This is a genomic window from Neobacillus sp. GCM10027624 (genome assembly GCF_042675345.1).
GTDB lineage: Bacteria > Bacillota > Bacilli > Bacillales > Cytobacillaceae > Neobacillus > Neobacillus cucumis_D.
In genome coordinates this window covers 637146-653279 of the sequence record NZ_JBHTHD010000002.1, presented here as the reverse complement: position 1 = coordinate 653279, position 16134 = coordinate 637146, and the positions used below count along the sequence as shown (strand labels likewise).

Here is a 16134-nt window from a genome sequence, read left to right as displayed (position 1 = left end):
GAATCCTTACGAAAATATTGAAGATCTGTAGAAAGGAAATAGGGATAATGCTTCTAAAGAATGCACTGGAATTAAGCAAGAGTATAAATGAAGATCGCCGGATTATGCACGAAACAGTACAAAATAAGGGGATGTCTGATCCGGAAGTTAGAAAAATCAGCCAACAATTGGATAGGAAAATTAGTATGCTGCAAAAAATGATGAATGAAATGGACGTCTTGCCAAGAGAATCGTCACTTTAACAGGTTGTAAAACATGGGTAGGGGTCTATCGCCAGTTGGGGTCAGCTATCCGCTAGTTGTGGGCGCCTATCCGCCAGTTAAAGGGGACTATCGCCGGTAGTAGCAGCTTAACCGCCAATTGAGTGGTCTATCGCCAGTAGGAGCAGCTTATCCGCTAGTTGAGGTCAACTTTCCGCCAATTGCAACAGCTATATTCTATGTTTCGAGTAAAAAAAGATGCTCAGACCAAGTCTGAACATCTTTTTTTACATCTAATTTGCTATTTTTGAAGTTGAATCCTCTTCGGAATACTCCCAGCATTCAGCGTTTTCAATACCTTCAATGCTATCTTTATAAAAAACGGGGTCTTTGCCGGCTTTTTTCTGTTTTACGTAATCCTGTAATGCAGCAAAGGCCACTTTTGATAATAAAAGAATGGCGATTAAGTTCACAATAACCATGAAGCCCATAAATAAATCCGCCATATCCCATACAACTTGGATCTTTGCCACCGAACCGAATACAATCATGGCTAACACGCTTAGGCGGTATATCATCAGCAATGCTTTGTTTTTGTTTAAGAATCGAATATTTGTTTCCCCGTAATAGTAGTTACCAATTAATGCACCGAATCCAAATAGGAAAATAAAAATCGCAAGACAACCAGATGCCCAGGAACCGACATGTTCACTTAATGCGGCTTGTGTAAGGGCAATTCCCTCTAACCCTGGTTTTTTCCAAGCATCAGAAAGTAAAATAATAAAGGCAGTGCTTGTACAAACGATCAGTGTATCCGTTAATACGCCAAATGCTTGGATCAGTCCTTGTTTCACCGGGTGACTGGTTGTGGCTGTTGCGGCAACGTTTGGAGCACTCCCCATACCAGCTTCATTCGAGAATAAACCGCGTTTAACGCCATTCATCAGCGCCGCACCGATGGAACCGCCTGCGATTTGTTGAAGGCCAAACGCATTTTTTACAATAAGAGAAATAACCTCCGGCATTTTTGTGATGTTCGTAATAATCACAAATAAGGCGCAACCAATGTATAAAACGGCTAGAACCATAACTTTGTATTCAGCCATTTTTGCAATCCTCTTCACACCGCCAAAGATAATCGCAGCGAAAGCAATGGCCATGATAATCCCTAAAGTTAAACGATTTGTGCCAAAGGAGTTCTCAAAAGCAATGGAAACCGTATTGGACTGTACAGAATTGAAAACAAGACCGAAAGAAAGAGTAATTAAAATCGAGAAAAATACGCCCATCCAACGTTTGTTTAATCCTTTTTCCATATAGTAGGAAGGACCGCCGCGGAAACCATTTTTATCTTTTACTTTATATACTTGCGCTAACGTACTTTCAATAAAGCTAGATGCTGAGCTAATAATCGAAATAATCCACATCCAGAATACCGCTCCAGGACCGCCTAAAGCAATTGCAATCGCAATTCCGGTGATATTGCCTGTCCCGACGCGAGCTGCCATGCCTATACAGAAGGCCTGGAATGGAGAAACATGATCTTTAGAACTCGTTCTTCCTTCCATTAAAACGCGAACCATTTCCTTTAACATTCGAAACTGTACAAATTTCGATTTGAATGTAAAATAAAGACCAGATAAAACAAGCATAATAATGAGTAATTTTGACCAAAGGAAATCGTTTGTTACACCAACCAGATTTTGCAGTAATTCTTGCATTCCATCACCTCATATTAAAATTTTAGTAGCTTTATATAAACTCTTTTAATAAAAGAGTTTCCCCTACATGAAAAAGCGCTTTCATTCTATCTGGATGAGAATTTCGTCTTTACTATAAATTCTGTTTTTACTATAAATTGCGGACTACAAAAATAAACAAAAATCTACAGAAAAACTACAAAAAAAATTCAGGTTTTTGAATTTTTTTAAAATACGCTTTTCAAGTGCAATATAATCTCTATCTCAATAACAGGGGAAACTTGGCGTCTTATCCTATTAAGTTGCGATAAACTAGCATTTTCAATCTTTTAAGGATCTTATATAGCATCCAGTATTAAAGGATTTTGTTCTTAATAGTTTTTCATAATAATATTATGTTAACTATTAAATAAACTCAATTCGCCTAGTCACCGGCTTCTTCTTGCTAATGGACCTGTGGATTTCCGCTCCAGGTACGCAACCCCGCAGAAAGCGAAGCGCCTGGAGCGAAGATCATCAGTCTTGTTGAAGAGCCTAAATATCAATGATATTACTATGAATTAATGCGGTGAAATGTTAAAGTAAATTGGTGCAAAGGGGGCTGTCGATTCATTTTTCTTTGAATGATAATGGTGCATCACACTCTTCGCTAGCAAAGAACCTAGTTCCCATCTGTGACTTCTTACCTAGAAATGGGGTCATTAAATTTGACTGTGTTTTCCTAATCTTTTTTAGATTGCAGGGGAGATGCAGCCTCCAATGATAGCGAACGGCAGTCATTCTTAATGTCATAACAACAAGGACAATGAGACTCAACTGAAGTGGGTCGCTCCACCCCAACCAAATACATATAGCACATAAAATCGTTAAAATTGCATGAATTTCTTCTTTTAGAGCAAGTGGTTTACGAGAAGCCAAGATATCTCGAATCATTCCCCCTCCAACTCCAGTAAACATCGCCGCCAAGATTATCACGCCTAAATCATTATCAAAAACCTCTTTCGCCGACATGGCTCCTTGTAGAGCGAAGGAAGCAAGCCCTATAGAGTCAAAAAATAAATTCCGCCGTTTCCAATGATTTAGCCATTTTAAGGGGAATATTAAGATAAATGTAAGCGTCGTTAAAACCGTTAAAATGGTGGAATGATCCCATAACTCAGAAACAGGGACTCCGATAATCAAGTTTCGAATAACCCCGCCACCAAAGGAAGTCGTTAAACCCAATGCGTAGACTCCAATAAAGGAATATTCCGCTTCAAGAGCGACAAAAGCTCCAGTTGCGGCATAAGAAATAATTCCAATAAAATGTAATACAATCCAAGACATACTCTAAAAAACCTCCAAAAATTATTATCCTAATAGTAGAAAACTTGAATAAACGATCCTTTCTAAAACACAAAAACTCCACCACAAGATCACCTCTAAAGGGAGATGTTCTTGTGGTGGAGTAATCAATTAGCAATCCCTACTAATAAATCATTCCATTGGCAAAAGTAAATAGAAAACGAACAAAGTATTTTATTCGATTTCCATTCGGTAATTTTGTCAAAATTATGTCCAACTGTGATTATACTCCTCTCACCCAAAAAAACAAGACAAAATTATGCCGATTTATTTAGGAGGCAAAAAGATGGGGAAAAAGGAAACAGCGTTTAATGATATGGTGCGAAAAATTCGGAAAGAGATCTTTGGAAAGGGACCAGAGCGAATTTTTACTCATTTCGTAGAGAATATGGCTGTCACGACCATGTATGGAATTCAAACTCCGACTGAAAAATTTATCGCTCAAACCCAAGAGGGTAAAAAAGTGGTTCATAGTGCCAGAACTCAAATGATTCAAGATCTATATAAGGAGCAAGTGCCTGCAGGGATGGAGGAGCTTGTCGGTTCAAAGTTGCTTCATCTATTTTCAGATGTCAAAGTAGAAGAGGATATGGCAGTTTCTGTATTTATATTTGAAAAACCGATAGAAACAACAGAATAGGTCAAAGTAGTTATTTTAATTTTCTGAATAATAAATTACAATAATGGTAGATTTTAGAAAAGGTGGCGATGTAATTTGAAAGCGCTTAAGTCGATTCTAATTTGGGGGCTAATAGCAGCCCTCGGTGCGGCAGGCTTTGCTGTGATGGCTTTAAACAGCGGTGAAAGCATTAATGCGGTGTGGCTTTTAACAGCAGCTGTTTGTGTCTATGCCATTTCTTATCGATTTTACAGCAGGTTCATAGCCCGTAAGGTATTTCAGCTGGATGACACACGCAAAACCCCTTCAGAAATCAATAACGACGGGAAAGATTATGTTCCAACGAACAAATGGGTTCTCTTTGGACACCACTTTGCGGCCATTGCCGGGGCAGGACCATTAGTTGGTCCCATCCTTGCAGCACAAATGGGATATTTGCCAGGAACCATTTGGATTGTCGTGGGGGTTGTTCTAGCCGGTGCGGTTCAAGACTTCATCATTCTATTCGGCTCGATGCGTCGAAATGGAAAGTCACTCGGTGAAATGATTAAAGACGAAATGGGCCGCGTCACAGGTTTAATCTCGATGATTGGTATTTTAGGAATTATGATCATTCTATTAGCCGTATTGGCCTTGGTGGTCGTGAAAGCATTGACAGGAAGCCCATGGGGGATGTTTACCATTGCCGCTACGATTCCAATTGCGGTTTTTATGGGTATTTACATGCGCTATATTCGTCCAGGCCGGGTTGGGGAAGCATCCATAATCGGAATAGTATTATTACTTTTCTCGCTCTATTACGGCCAAACAGTTGCCGAAACTCCAGCCTTAGCCAGCATGTTTACCTTTAAAGGGGAAACAATCGCCATCATGATGATCATCTATGGATTTATTGCTGCAGTCTTACCTGTATGGCTTCTATTAGCACCTCGTGATTATTTAAGTACATTTTTAAAAGTAGGAACGATTCTTGGGCTAGCCTTAGGAATCATTATAGTGGCACCGAATCTGGAAATGCCAGGCCTGACGAAATTCATTGATGGAACGGGTCCTGTATTCGCCGGAAATCTCTTCCCATTCTTATTTATTACCATCGCCTGCGGATCGGTATCCGGTTTCCATGCCCTGGTCTCCTCGGGTACAACCCCTAAAATGATCGAGCGTGAATCACATGCAAGACCCATTGCATATGGAGCGATGCTAACAGAATCATTTGTGGCGATCATGGCGATGATTGCGGCATGTGTGTTGACGCCTGGGGTTTATTTTGCGATTAACAGTCCGCCAGCTTTAATTGGAACCAATGTGGTCCAAGCAGCGTCAACCGTCTCAAGTTGGGGATTTACCATCACTCCGGATGTTTTGCAAACACTTGCTAAAGATGTGGGGGAGCAAACCATTCTTTCTAGAACCGGTGGTGCACCAACTCTTGCAATCGGGATGGCGGTGATTTTTTCAAAAATCATTGGCGGTAAGGCGTTGATGGCCTTTTGGTACCATTTTGCCATCCTGTTCGAAGCCTTGTTCATTTTAACGACCGTTGATGCTGGAACCCGTGTAGGGCGTTTTATGATTCAAGACTTACTTGGAACGGTTTACAAGCCTTTTGCAAAAACGGAATCTTTCTTTCCAAATATTATTGCAACAGCCTTGTGCGTCGCTTGCTGGGGGTATTTCTTATATCAAGGCGTCATTGACCCACTAGGCGGAATTAATACGTTATGGCCGCTTTTTGGAATCGCCAACCAAATGTTGGCAGGAATTGCTTTGCTGCTTGGTACCACGATTCTTTACAAAATGGGGAAAAAAGCATATGTATGGGTCACTCTGTTGCCAACAACGTGGTTGCTAATTGTCACATTAACGGCAGGCTGGCAAAAATTATTTCATGAAAATCCGAAAATCGGCTTCCTCGCTCATGCGGATATTTTTAGTGAGGCAAATGCTACGGGAAAAATCCTTGCTCCGGCAGCCTCTGCAGCACAAATGAAGCAAGTTATCATCAACGATTATGTCGATGCAACGCTTACAGCTATTTTCATGATTGTGGTCATTGTGGTTTTGATTTCGGCATTCCGAATCTGGTTTAAAGTCCTAACCAACCACAAATTACCTTTGAACGAATCACCGTATGTACCACGGGATAAAGGAGATTTTAAACATTATGCTTAACAAAATAAGAGAATTCAACGTCTACAGGAAGCAATTCATTAGCTTGCTGGTTGGCGTTCCAAGCTATGAAACTTATGTTGAACATATGGAATTGCATCATCCTGGAATGCCAGTTAAATCGAGAAAGGAGTTTTTCTGCGAAGTACAGGAAGCACGGTACAACGCGAAAGGCGGTAAGGTTTCAAGGTGCTGTTAAGCTGTTATTTAACATAAGTACTTCACAAAGGTTTTGCCATATATCGGTTGGTTAATGAAGACCATTTTCAAAGGGATCTCCCTGAGTTTTGTGCTTCATCGAGGTTATGAAGGCCATTTTCAAAGGGGTATCCCAGAGTTTTGTGCTTCATTGAGGTATGAAGACCATTTTCAAAGGGGTATCCCAGAGTTTTGTGCTTCATCGAGGTTATGAAGACCATTTTGCAAGGGATATCCTTAAGTTTTGTGCTTCATCGAGGTTATGAAGACCATTTTGCAAGGGGTATCCTTAAGTTTTGTGCTTCATCGAGGTTTATGAAGACCATTTTCAAAGGGGTACCCTTAAGTTTTGTCCTTCATTGAGGTTATGAAGACCATTTTCAAGGGGTATCCCTGAGTTTTGTCCTTCATCGCCGATATGAAGTCCATTTTCCAAGAGGTATCTCTGATTTTTGACCTTCAGCCAACATATGAAGAACATTTTCACAAGGATTCCCCTCTAAAAATATCTTTCATCTCCCTGATAAAGAGCCACTTTGACGGTAATATTTCATCGCAATGCTGCTTCCAATCCAATAAGGTATATTGATTTTAAAAAAACACATGCACCTATTCTAACAACCGCCCATATAGTAGCTTCTGTGGGGAAAATGTTAGAAAGGAAGAGTGAACAATGAATAATACTCAATTAATAATACCAGCGAAAAACGAGTGCAAAGATGGAAAAAATGGTTATAAGGTAATAGAATTCAATGTATCGGATCCAAGCGAAAATTTATTCGCCGTGGTGACTCCAGTAAAAAAGAAATAGAAATAATTCCAAACTTATAAAACTATCTTTTTAGTATTGTACATAGAAAGATGGTTTTCTTTATTTTATGAAGCATTCTATATGGCCCCTAAGTCACATACCTATGTACTATTCTGAATTATCAATCGAATCTCTAAGTCGTACAAATGAATCAAGGGGGAAGTGAGATCATGTTTTTTAGAAAAACAAAGGAGATTAATAGTCAATTCGAAGCGATTACATCTTTAGAAGAAGTCCAGATTGGTGGATTTAAACAATCCATCCTTATTAGAGGAGAAAATACAAATAATCCATTAATGTTGTTTTTACATGGAGGACCTGGAACCGCCCAAATCGGCTTGGCTCCTAAATTCCAACGGGATTTAGAAAAACATTTTACAGTTGTGAATTGGGACCAGCGGGGCGCTGGGTTATCCTACTCCAGAGATTTAAAAAAAGAAGACCTTACGATTGAAAATATGGTAAAGGATACGGTTGAATTAATCCAATACCTGTTAAAACGCTTTAATCAGCCAAAGCTGTTTTTAGTCGGTCATTCTTGGGGATCGGTGCTAGGGGTGTTAACGTCCCAAAAAGCACCAGAATTCATCTATGGATACATAGGGATTGGTCAAGTTGTGAATATGAGGGAAGGTGAAAAAATTTCTTATGATTATACCATCAATAAAGCGAAGGAATCCAACCATAAGAAGGCGCTAAAAAAATTAGAGGAGATCGAATATAATCCATATGATATGAAATATTTAGGAGTTCAAAGAAAGTGGCTGGCTAAATTCGGAGGTTCATTCATCGGAGTAACCATGTATAATCTTGTTTATTCAAATATTCTATTTGCACCTGAATATACCATGAAAGATTGGTTCGTTTTTATCAAAGGGGGCAAGTTTTCTTTGGATTCTTTATGGGAACAGTTAATGAATATTAATTTCATCGAGACAGCTCCAAAGCTGGAAGTTCCTGTTTATATTTTTGCAGGCAGACATGATTATCAAGTCCCATCCATAGTTGCAGAACAATATTTCCACACATTGGAATGTCCACATAAAGAATGGATCTGGTTTGAAAATTCAGGGCACCTTTTAAACTACGAAGAAGTGGAAAAATTCAATGAGGAATGCCTAAAGATAAAGGAGAGAACGTTAACACCAGTCTGTTAAATCAAAGCTTGAAGTATAGCTCACAAAAAAGAAAGCAAACTAAAATGGTGGATGCTGGTATGAGGAAATAGGTGTAGGCATCCTTGATAAAATAACAAACTCAATCGAAGGATGGTGCAAAAATGTCTACAAAAAAGAACAAAGAATTAAGAAATAATCATGCTATGCCGAAGACAGATGTAGAATTTGCAAACAATGGCCTTGAAAAAATTGCCTTAAAATCCCAAGAAAGACAAGGGAAAAATAAATAAATATACGGGACAGTGGAACTGTCCCTGAAAAATAACGGACACTAAGTAGATTACGAATTTAAAATCGATGAATTACCTGGGACTAGGGACCTCTTAGATATACCCCATGTCCCAAGGTGTAGCTTGTCATAGCGTACGTGATCTTCTCCTCAATGAATAACGCAACATTCTCCGGAGTTTTACTCATCATTTCTCAATCCTCAAGAATAGTATCCGATCATACGGAAGTTTACAAATTTTAATTCCTTTTATAAACCAAATAAAGTCAGGGGTAAAAAATGAGTATTGAGATGAAAAAAGAGCATCTGATCCAGTATGGTTTAAAAGTGTTTGAGGAAATAGGGGCAAATGAGATTTGCACGATCTGTATTAAAAGTGGAAATACCTGTTGTCAGGGGTGTGAATTTTTAAACGATAAGGAAGGTTGTCAAAAACGGAACACCTCTTGTACGGCATGGTTATGCGGCTTACAAAAACAATATTTTAATGAAATCGGGTTATTGAATGAGTGGGAAAAATTTTGGACGAAAATTCCGGGGAAATTACACCGTGATGATGTAACACCGGATTTTGTACAGTTGAAGACATTTCTAAAAGTTAACCACATTAAGAAAAGCTCAGGAAAGTTAATGGCGGATACTTTTAAAACTTTTGTAGAAGATGGTGGGAACTTAGAAAAATTAGAGAGAAATTTACAACACGATTTTGTGATGGAAAAACTTTAAAATAACTCTTGTAATCGTAATAGAGGAGAAAAAACGAAAATTCAGTAGAGGTATGGGTTTAAAGTGAAATTGATTATGAGGTAAAAGGCTGTTGTGACAGCCTTCTTTTTAAACACTAACGGAATTAATTAGTTAAGAATTCGTTCGATATGCGGATATTTTGTTTTACCCCAATTAAAGCGTACCACAAGTTATTCTGTTGAATATTTAATGATCCCATGCAAATAAACAGAGTATTCTCGCTGTATGCATTCTCTTAACTTGATTTTTCCTTCTTTTTCTAATTCAGCAATTAATTCTTCAATCCTTTTTTCATCTTCTTTTGCAGCCTTAGGAATCTCTGCTGCAAACATATTCCCTCTACTTGAATGGCGTAGATCTCTTAATAAATCAACTTTATTCATTGGGTCAACCCCTTTATCTATATATTTCGACATAACGGAGGTATTTCCCTTTAAGTTTTCTTATTTATCAAAACGGATGCATTCCTTAAACATGGATTGTTTGAATATTCGAATATGGGTGAACGATTTTAAAAAAGTATCCAAGGAGTAAGTTCAATAGTTCTGTTTGATATCAATTTGAATAGGATAAAGAAGCGATACCATCTTTCTAGCGATCATATCAAGAGATTAAATAACAGGGGGAAAAATTTATATGGATGATGTAATAAAGGTATCTTCAAAATCAAATCCAAATTCAGTTGCAGGTGCAATTGCAGGCGTAATTAGTGAAAAAGGAGTTACAGAAATTCAAGTGATTGGGGCTGGTGCTCTAAATCAAGCAATTAAAGCCATTGCCATTGCAAGAGGTTTCGTAGCTCCTAGCGGTGTTAATCTAGTTTTTGTTCCTGCATTTATAGATATTTTGATCAATAATGAAAATAAAACAGCCATCAAATTAATTGTAGGTCCTAGAAAAAAAAGATCATAGAAAGCGCCAGGTACCGTCCAGAAAATTGGAAAGTGCCTGGCACTTTCTATATCTCGAGGTAATAACTTGACGAGGACAAATGTTTTCGATACTCTTAATATCCCATGTTTCTATTATTAGAAAAGCGAGGTGACAAAATTACAGGATGAGTGCCAAAGATCAATTGTCTGTCCGGGACCATAAAGATTATCAGGAAGAAATCGAGCGTTTAGAGTTTACCAAGGAATACATACGAACCGTTTTAGAGATCTCAAAAGGGAATAAAGAATTCTTTGTTGAAAACATGAAGCAAGCCTTTGCAGAAAGAGACGACAAGGATAGCAGTGCAAGCTACACGGATCTTCTTGCCAATGCGCGGTTTCTTGAATTAGCACAAAGTGAATTGAAAAGATTAGAGAGCGTGGTAGGCAAGCCATACTTTTCAAGGATCGACTTTACAAGTAATAGTACGAAAAAGGAAGAAAATCTGTACATCGGCAAAGTGTCCTTGTTTGACCGTGTGACTCAACAGCCGATCATCGTGGATTGGCGGTCACCAATTGCAAACGTGTACTATGACGGACGGCTCGGAGATGTTTCGTATGAAGCATATGGGGAGACCCAGACCGGTTATTTATCCTTAAAAAGGCAGTATGAAATTGTTGATGGCTTATTAAAAGAAATTCGAGACATCGATTTGACCACACACGACGAACTGCTACAGAAGTCATTATCGGGGAAAGCAGACAATCGATTAACGGAAATCGTTGCGACCATTCAAAATGAGCAAAACGAAGTGATCCGGGCATCACTGAAACACCCCATTATTGTTCAAGGGGCCGCGGGGAGCGGGAAGACAACCATCGCACTCCATAGAATATCCTACTTTCTTTATTCCTTTGGTTATCAATTTCCTCCAGAAAAACTCATGATTCTCGCACCAAACAGACTATTTATTGATTATATCTCTGCCGTTTTACCGGAACTCGGCGTAAATAAAATTAACCAAACCACCTTTATCGATTTCATGAAAGCTTGCTTAGGACAGAAAATAAAACTGATGTCTCCTAATACAAAGCTCATGAGGCTACTTGAAGGGAAGGGAAATCCCAAGACCATTCAATGGATGTCCAGTTTCAAGGGTTCGCTTGCATTTAAGGATGTAATCGACCGTTATATAAAAGAATTGGAATTAAGTCTTGCGCCTACAGGGGATTTTATTGTTGAAAAATCAATACTCCTCAAGGGACAAAATCTAAAAAGACTATTTTTAAAAGAATATACCTATTTACCAATCTATAAAAGAATTGCGAAAATAAAATCCCTGCTAGAAAGTGACTTAAAAAAGAAAAAAGCCATCATTAAATCAAAACTCAGCACGAAATATGATGATGCGTTAGATCGGGCTCTTTACAGCAGAAGGATCGACACCGAAAAAAGAAAGCAAAAAGTGGTCGACCTCATGGACATGAAAAAACAAAGAATCGCTCAAGTGGAGAAGGAAGCGAAGACGGTTGTAAAAAAATATATGGAACAATTTGTTATGCCAGATGTTTTTACCTTATACAAAGAACTGATGTCTTCACCCGAAATCCTAAAAAAGCATGCATCTAATCTGAGCGATCAAGAATGTAAGGTTTTAAGTCAGTTTTGTCTGCGGATTTTTGATCGCAGGGCTTACGAACTCGAAGATTTAGCTCCGTTATTTTATATGAAGGCAAAATTAGAGGGCATCGATGAAAAATATAAAATGCGAAGTATCTTCATTGATGAAGCGCAGGATTACAGCTATTTTCAATTTGCAGCCTTAAAGGAAGGCTTTGAAACCGACTTGTTTACGATTGTCGGAGATTTAGCACAAGGGATTCATTCCTATCGGGGCTTGAGTAGTTGGGAACCGTTATGGAAAGAAATCTTCCCAAATGCGAATTATCAAGCTTTGCAAAAAAGCTACCGAACCACAGTTGAAATTATGAATTTGGCCAATGATATCCTAAAGCTGATCAATCAGGACCTTCCAAAGGTTGAACCCGTCATTCGGCATGGTCAAAAACCAAGGTTTAAACTAATTGATCCTGCAAATTTGGAACTGGTAAGGCTGCAGCTAGAACAGGACATTTCCTCACTTAAGGAGGAAGAGCTGAACTCCATTGCGATCATTGGGCGTACCGATAGAGAATGTCAAAGAATCCATGCGATCCTTGAAAAAAGTCAACTTCCGATTCAATTGTTAGAGGGAAAAGAAGATATGAAGAAGGGGCATGTGGTAATTGTACCATCTTATTTATCGAAGGGGTTGGAGTTTGATGCAGTTATGGTGGTATGCTTGGAGGAGTCTTTCTCCAAAGTAGACTTAGACATTAAATTGCTGTACGTGGCAATGACTAGACCGATGCATCGATTGTATTTATATGGGAAAGACAAGTTAGACTTTTTATTAGATAGTGCTTCATCATTAAATTTTGATACTTAACAAGTGCCAGGTATCTTCCAGAAAACTGGATGGTGCCTGGCACTTTCTTTTCTTGATTTTACAATGATGAATCAAATGTGAAGACTTAACTGTTTGACTTCTATAGTGATTCGTTTAAAACAAAAATTTACTATTGAAGTTCCAGTTGAAGGACGTTGATCTATCGGTTTGAGTCCTTTTATATTGAACCTCTAATTTTTTTATTAGAATAAGGAATTAATTAAGCGCAGTAATTAGTTTTTTCATATCTATCTGCAAATCTTCAATTATGTTGCATTTATGTAAAAAAGCTTCCGTGTTTTCTGTTGGAAGGATTGGGGTAGAAGGATAACGTCTTTTTAAAGCTTTAACCAAATGCTTGCCGAATCCTTGATTTCGATGAGAAGGGTTGATGGCAAGATGTTGCAATAGAATCTGGTTATTTGTAAACAGGACACCAATCAGGCCAACGATCCCTTCTTTTTCTTTCCACAGATAAAGCATGCGGTCGTTCTCCGTATCATACTCATTCATGGTGATCATCAGTTTTTTAAGATCCTTTTCGCTAGGAATAAAGGATAGGAGCCCCATTGCAATTTTTTCATAACTTTTTTTATATTTGATCAGCAAATCCATCCCTCGCTTATTAAAACTTTACGTGACAATACCCTCTGAATTATCGAAAAACTTAATCTGATTTTTCAGAATTATAACACATCTATATATCAATTCCTTAATAAGAACATTACAATTCGTTATCAGATAACTTACAAGCAATTGATCCTTCGATTTTGGCTTTATCCATGTACAAAAAAGCGATGGTTTAGGTGTTTTATAAGTATATTTTGAATGTATTCTTTATTCTTAGCTAAAATTATGTGTACATATTAGAGAAGTAGGTGCACGATTTTGCGAAAATATTATCGGTCATTCACCATTATTTTTTTGAGTATGACCTTACTATTACTGACATCCTGTATCCAGTCACAAAGAAAAGTGGAAACTAAAACAAATAAACCCCCTCGTGAAGTGCTAGGTTTCTACACCGAACAGGAAGGGAAATATCCAGGGTCTCAACCTACAGTTGACGCGCAATTCACCAATTTGAGCATCATTGCACCTTTTTGGTATAAGCTTGATGATCAACATCCAGGAAGTCTTATCAATTCCGTTACAGCGGACCATAAGCGAAAGGTAATACAGAATGCTCATAAAAAAGATCTGAAGGTATATTTAGTTGTTCACAACCTTCTTTATGAATCGGTTAAGAAGGGTAAGCAAGTAGCGAGTAATGTGCTTGATCAGGATGCGAACCGCCAAATGTTCATTCAAAACTTACGAAAGGAAATCAATCAATTCGAATATGATGGTATTAATATTGACATGGAAAATTTGTATTTATCTGACCGGGATTCCTTTAGTCTGATGATGAAAGAATTGTCAGGTGTGCTGCATGGTGAGGGAAAGGTAGTGACAGTTTCAGTCCCGGCAAACACAGGCGATTCCCGTGCGAATCCCTGGTCACCGTGGTTTGATTACGCAAAACTTGGTCAATTTTCTGATGGGTTAATGATTATGACCTACGATGAACATAACCCCAGAACAAAACCCGGGTCGACGGCATCAGTTGATTGGATAGAAGCAACCATTCGTTATGCTTTGAATCAGGGAGTGCCTTCCACAAAAATATTACTCGGTATTGCTGGTTATGGATGGGACTGGGATACTACAACAAACAAAGCCATTTATAGTTCTTATGCACAGGTAATGGAGCAGAAAACAAAATATAAAGCGAAAGTGAAGTGGGACTCCACTTCGCAAACGCCTCATTTCGGTTATGTAGATGAAAAACATCATAACCACCAGGTGTGGTTCGAGAATAGTTCCAGTTTGCGGGTTAAACTAAACCTTGTGGAAAAATATAACCTACGAGGCATTGGGATTTGGCGGCTGGGCTTAGAAGACCCTAAGTATTGGACAGCCATTTCAGAAAAAATAAAAGTGAAAAAATGAGTATGTAAGGTTTTCTCTAGATCAACTGATTCATGCAAATTCGCATTTAAACTATTAAATCGCACATTTAGAGGAGATGGGGAAAGATACAATGCTTCACTGAACGAAATGGGTAGTTGAAGAAGACTTGATTGTGCTGTACATTAATAAAGATGGTGTTGAGGAAAAAGATGCCTTAAATGGGTAAGAAGAGGAGAAATATGAACATTATAAAACAGAAAAAAAAGAACTCACTGCAACCAGCACAATTAATCTTCATTTATTACTTCATAGCTGTGGTGGTTTCAACTATATTATTAATGTTGCCGATCACTTTAAAACCCGATGCTCACTTAACGTTGATAGATGCTCTATTTACTGCTGTTAGTGCGGTTAGTGTGACTGGATTATCTACCATTACGATAAATGAGGTTTTAAGTGTTCCGGGAACATTTATTTTTGCGATCATCTTGCAATTTGGCGGAATTGGAATTATGTTTCTTGGAACAACGATTTGGCTCTTAATCGGAAGACGAATCGGAATAAAAGACCGAATGCTGATTATGACAGACCAAAACCTTCCTACTTTTTCAGGATTAGTTAAGCTCGTCAGAAATATCTTGTTCCTCTTTATAATCATGGAATTAGTGGCGGCAATTATCTTTGGTACATACTTTTTAAAATACTTTCCTACCTGGCAGGAAGCTTACTTACAAGGTTTCTTTGCTTCTGTCAGTGCTGCTACCAATGCGGGATTTGATATCACAGGAGAATCGTTAATCCCATTTGCCCACGATTATTTTGTGCTAATCATGACGATGGTGTTGTTAATAATAGGGGCGATTGGTTTCCCAGTGCTGATGGAAGTGATTCAGTTTTTTAAACATCGGAAGAAAACACCTTATAGGTTTTCTTTGTTTACAAAGATTACGACTCTAACTTTTTTTGCCTTAATCGTAATCGGCACTATATTGATCTATGGCTGCGAATTTAATCGTTTCTTTGCCGATAAAACTTGGCACGAATCTTTTTTCAATTCGCTTTTTTATTCTGTGTCTTCTAGGAATGGTGGACTTAATACGATTGATATTAATGAGTATTCCCCGCCTACTCTATTTATTTTAAGCATCCTTATGTTTATCGGAACATCTCCAAGTAGTGCAGGGGGAGGTATAAGGACGACTACTTTTGCCATTATGGTATTAAGTATCTATTATTTTGCTAATGGAACGACGAACATAAAAATTTTCCGAAAGGAAATCGCGATGGAGGATGTAATAAAGTCCTTTATCGTCATTACAACAGCGATGATGCTCTGTTGTATCAGTACCGTCATACTTACGATCTTGGAACCGAATTTTTCATTATTGGAAATCATCTTTGAAGTTGCATCTGCGTTTGGAACGGTCGGTCTTTCCATGGGAATCACGGCAAAATTAAGTGCAATGGGTAAAATTGTCATTATGATTTTAATGTTCATCGGAAGAATCGGGATCTTTACCTTTTTATTAATCATGGGTGGTAAACCACTTAAAACGAATTATCATTATCCAAAAGAGCGAATCATCATAGGTTAAAGCTCAGTACAGGGAATTTTCGCTGAA

Annotated in this window: 16 protein-coding genes; 12 read left to right on the top strand and 4 right to left on the bottom strand. The window is 38.2% G+C overall.

Translation table 11 applies throughout. The features are described from left to right. The first annotated feature begins 47 nt into the window (after positions 1 to 47). Positions 48 to 242 carry an aspartyl-phosphate phosphatase Spo0E family protein gene (locus ACFQZ9_RS03200; RefSeq protein WP_198312672.1) on the top strand — a complete coding sequence of 65 codons (195 nt, stop codon included), beginning with the start codon at positions 48 to 50 and terminating at the stop codon, positions 240 to 242. 251 nt (positions 243 to 493) lie between these two features. Here the strand turns inward: ACFQZ9_RS03200 and ACFQZ9_RS03195 are convergent, their stop codons facing one another. Beyond that, positions 494 to 1921 carry an alanine/glycine:cation symporter family protein gene (locus tag ACFQZ9_RS03195; protein ID WP_498942287.1) on the bottom strand — a complete coding sequence of 476 codons (1428 nt, stop codon included), beginning with the start codon at positions 1919 to 1921 and terminating at the stop codon, positions 494 to 496. 588 nt (positions 1922 to 2509) lie between these two features. Continuing rightward, positions 2510 to 3226 carry a trimeric intracellular cation channel family protein gene (locus tag ACFQZ9_RS03190; protein ID WP_198312674.1) on the bottom strand — a complete coding sequence of 239 codons (717 nt, stop codon included), beginning with the start codon at positions 3224 to 3226 and terminating at the stop codon, positions 2510 to 2512. A gap of 304 nt (positions 3227 to 3530) precedes the next feature. Between ACFQZ9_RS03190 and ACFQZ9_RS03185 the strand changes: the two genes are divergently transcribed. The 7 genes from ACFQZ9_RS03185 (at position 3531) to ACFQZ9_RS03155 (ending at position 9174) form a co-directional block, all read left to right on the top strand. Continuing rightward, complete coding sequence (locus ACFQZ9_RS03185; protein WP_498942286.1) at positions 3531 to 3884, top strand: Na-translocating system protein MpsC family protein; 354 nt, start codon at positions 3531 to 3533, stop codon at positions 3882 to 3884. Positions 3885 to 3959: 75 nt separating this feature from the next. Then, a complete protein-coding gene (locus tag ACFQZ9_RS03180) occupies positions 3960 to 6035 on the top strand; it encodes a carbon starvation CstA family protein (RefSeq protein WP_498942285.1) in 2076 nt (691 codons plus the stop codon). Further along, positions 6028 to 6231: a YbdD/YjiX family protein gene (locus ACFQZ9_RS03175; RefSeq protein WP_198312677.1), complete on the top strand. Its 204-nt coding sequence runs from the start codon at positions 6028 to 6030 to the stop codon at positions 6229 to 6231. Before ACFQZ9_RS03180 ends, ACFQZ9_RS03175 begins: the two co-directional genes overlap by 8 nt. A gap of 672 nt (positions 6232 to 6903) precedes the next feature. Further along, a complete protein-coding gene (locus tag ACFQZ9_RS03170) occupies positions 6904 to 7041 on the top strand; it encodes a hypothetical protein (RefSeq protein ID WP_498942284.1) in 138 nt (45 codons plus the stop codon). 170 nt (positions 7042 to 7211) lie between these two features. Then, on the top strand, positions 7212 to 8198 hold the full coding sequence (locus ACFQZ9_RS03165) for an alpha/beta fold hydrolase (RefSeq protein WP_498942283.1): 987 nt from the start codon (positions 7212 to 7214) through the stop codon (positions 8196 to 8198). Between the two features lie 122 nt (positions 8199 to 8320). Next, entirely contained in the window at positions 8321 to 8449 is a 129-nt protein-coding gene (locus ACFQZ9_RS03160; protein WP_286180277.1) for a hypothetical protein, read from the top strand. A 278-nt stretch (positions 8450 to 8727) separates the two neighbouring features. After that, positions 8728 to 9174, top strand: coding sequence for a DNA mismatch repair protein (locus ACFQZ9_RS03155; protein WP_498942282.1), 447 nt, complete (start codon positions 8728 to 8730; stop codon positions 9172 to 9174). Between the two features lie 191 nt (positions 9175 to 9365). On the opposite strand, the gene ACFQZ9_RS03150 is transcribed toward ACFQZ9_RS03155, so the two are convergent. After that, positions 9366 to 9578, bottom strand: coding sequence for a hypothetical protein (locus ACFQZ9_RS03150; RefSeq protein ID WP_498942281.1), 213 nt, complete (start codon positions 9576 to 9578; stop codon positions 9366 to 9368). A gap of 253 nt (positions 9579 to 9831) precedes the next feature. Between ACFQZ9_RS03150 and ACFQZ9_RS03145 the strand changes: the two genes are divergently transcribed. Together ACFQZ9_RS03145 and helD are read left to right on the top strand one after the other, a co-directional pair. Then, positions 9832 to 10107: a stage V sporulation protein S gene (locus ACFQZ9_RS03145; protein WP_198312682.1), complete on the top strand. Its 276-nt coding sequence runs from the start codon at positions 9832 to 9834 to the stop codon at positions 10105 to 10107. A 145-nt stretch (positions 10108 to 10252) separates the two neighbouring features. Next, complete coding sequence (helD, locus tag ACFQZ9_RS03140) at positions 10253 to 12559, top strand: HelD family protein (RefSeq protein WP_498942280.1); 2307 nt, start codon at positions 10253 to 10255, stop codon at positions 12557 to 12559. 216 nt (positions 12560 to 12775) lie between these two features. Here the strand turns inward: helD and ACFQZ9_RS03135 are convergent, their stop codons facing one another. Then, positions 12776 to 13168, bottom strand: a complete 393-nt coding sequence (locus tag ACFQZ9_RS03135) for a GNAT family N-acetyltransferase (RefSeq protein ID WP_198312684.1) — start codon at positions 13166 to 13168, stop codon at positions 12776 to 12778. Positions 13169 to 13447: 279 nt separating this feature from the next. Between ACFQZ9_RS03135 and ACFQZ9_RS03130 the strand changes: the two genes are divergently transcribed. Both ACFQZ9_RS03130 and ACFQZ9_RS03125 read left to right on the top strand, forming a co-directional pair. After that, the gene (locus tag ACFQZ9_RS03130; protein WP_498942279.1) at positions 13448 to 14551 is read left to right on the top strand and encodes a glycosyl hydrolase family 18 protein; all 1104 of its coding nucleotides are present in this window, start codon (positions 13448 to 13450) and stop codon (positions 14549 to 14551) included. Positions 14552 to 14751: 200 nt separating this feature from the next. Further along, complete coding sequence (locus ACFQZ9_RS03125; RefSeq protein ID WP_498942278.1) at positions 14752 to 16107, top strand: TrkH family potassium uptake protein; 1356 nt, start codon at positions 14752 to 14754, stop codon at positions 16105 to 16107. The last annotated feature ends 27 nt before the right edge of the window (positions 16108 to 16134 follow it).

Bases quoted from the DNA above. Each gene is read 5' to 3' on its own strand.
- ACFQZ9_RS03155 (WP_498942282.1), top strand. From the start codon at position 8,728: ATGAGTATTGAGATGAAAAAAGAGCATCTGATCCAGTATGGTTTAAAA.
- ACFQZ9_RS03195 (WP_498942287.1), bottom strand. From the start codon at position 1,921: ATGCAAGAATTACTGCAAAATCTGGTTGGTGTAACAAACGATTTCCTT.
- ACFQZ9_RS03150 (WP_498942281.1), bottom strand. From the start codon at position 9,578: ATGAATAAAGTTGATTTATTAAGAGATCTACGCCATTCAAGTAGAGGG.
- ACFQZ9_RS03185 (WP_498942286.1), top strand. From the start codon at position 3,531: ATGGGGAAAAAGGAAACAGCGTTTAATGATATGGTGCGAAAAATTCGG.
- ACFQZ9_RS03170 (WP_498942284.1), top strand. From the start codon at position 6,904: ATGAATAATACTCAATTAATAATACCAGCGAAAAACGAGTGCAAAGAT.
- helD (WP_498942280.1), top strand. From the start codon at position 10,253: ATGAGTGCCAAAGATCAATTGTCTGTCCGGGACCATAAAGATTATCAG.
- ACFQZ9_RS03190 (WP_198312674.1), bottom strand. From the start codon at position 3,226: ATGTCTTGGATTGTATTACATTTTATTGGAATTATTTCTTATGCCGCA.
- ACFQZ9_RS03200 (WP_198312672.1), top strand. From the start codon at position 48: ATGCTTCTAAAGAATGCACTGGAATTAAGCAAGAGTATAAATGAAGAT.
- ACFQZ9_RS03145 (WP_198312682.1), top strand. From the start codon at position 9,832: ATGGATGATGTAATAAAGGTATCTTCAAAATCAAATCCAAATTCAGTT.
- ACFQZ9_RS03160 (WP_286180277.1), top strand. From the start codon at position 8,321: ATGTCTACAAAAAAGAACAAAGAATTAAGAAATAATCATGCTATGCCG.
- ACFQZ9_RS03125 (WP_498942278.1), top strand. From the start codon at position 14,752: ATGAACATTATAAAACAGAAAAAAAAGAACTCACTGCAACCAGCACAA.
- ACFQZ9_RS03175 (WP_198312677.1), top strand. From the start codon at position 6,028: ATGCTTAACAAAATAAGAGAATTCAACGTCTACAGGAAGCAATTCATT.
- ACFQZ9_RS03165 (WP_498942283.1), top strand. From the start codon at position 7,212: ATGTTTTTTAGAAAAACAAAGGAGATTAATAGTCAATTCGAAGCGATT.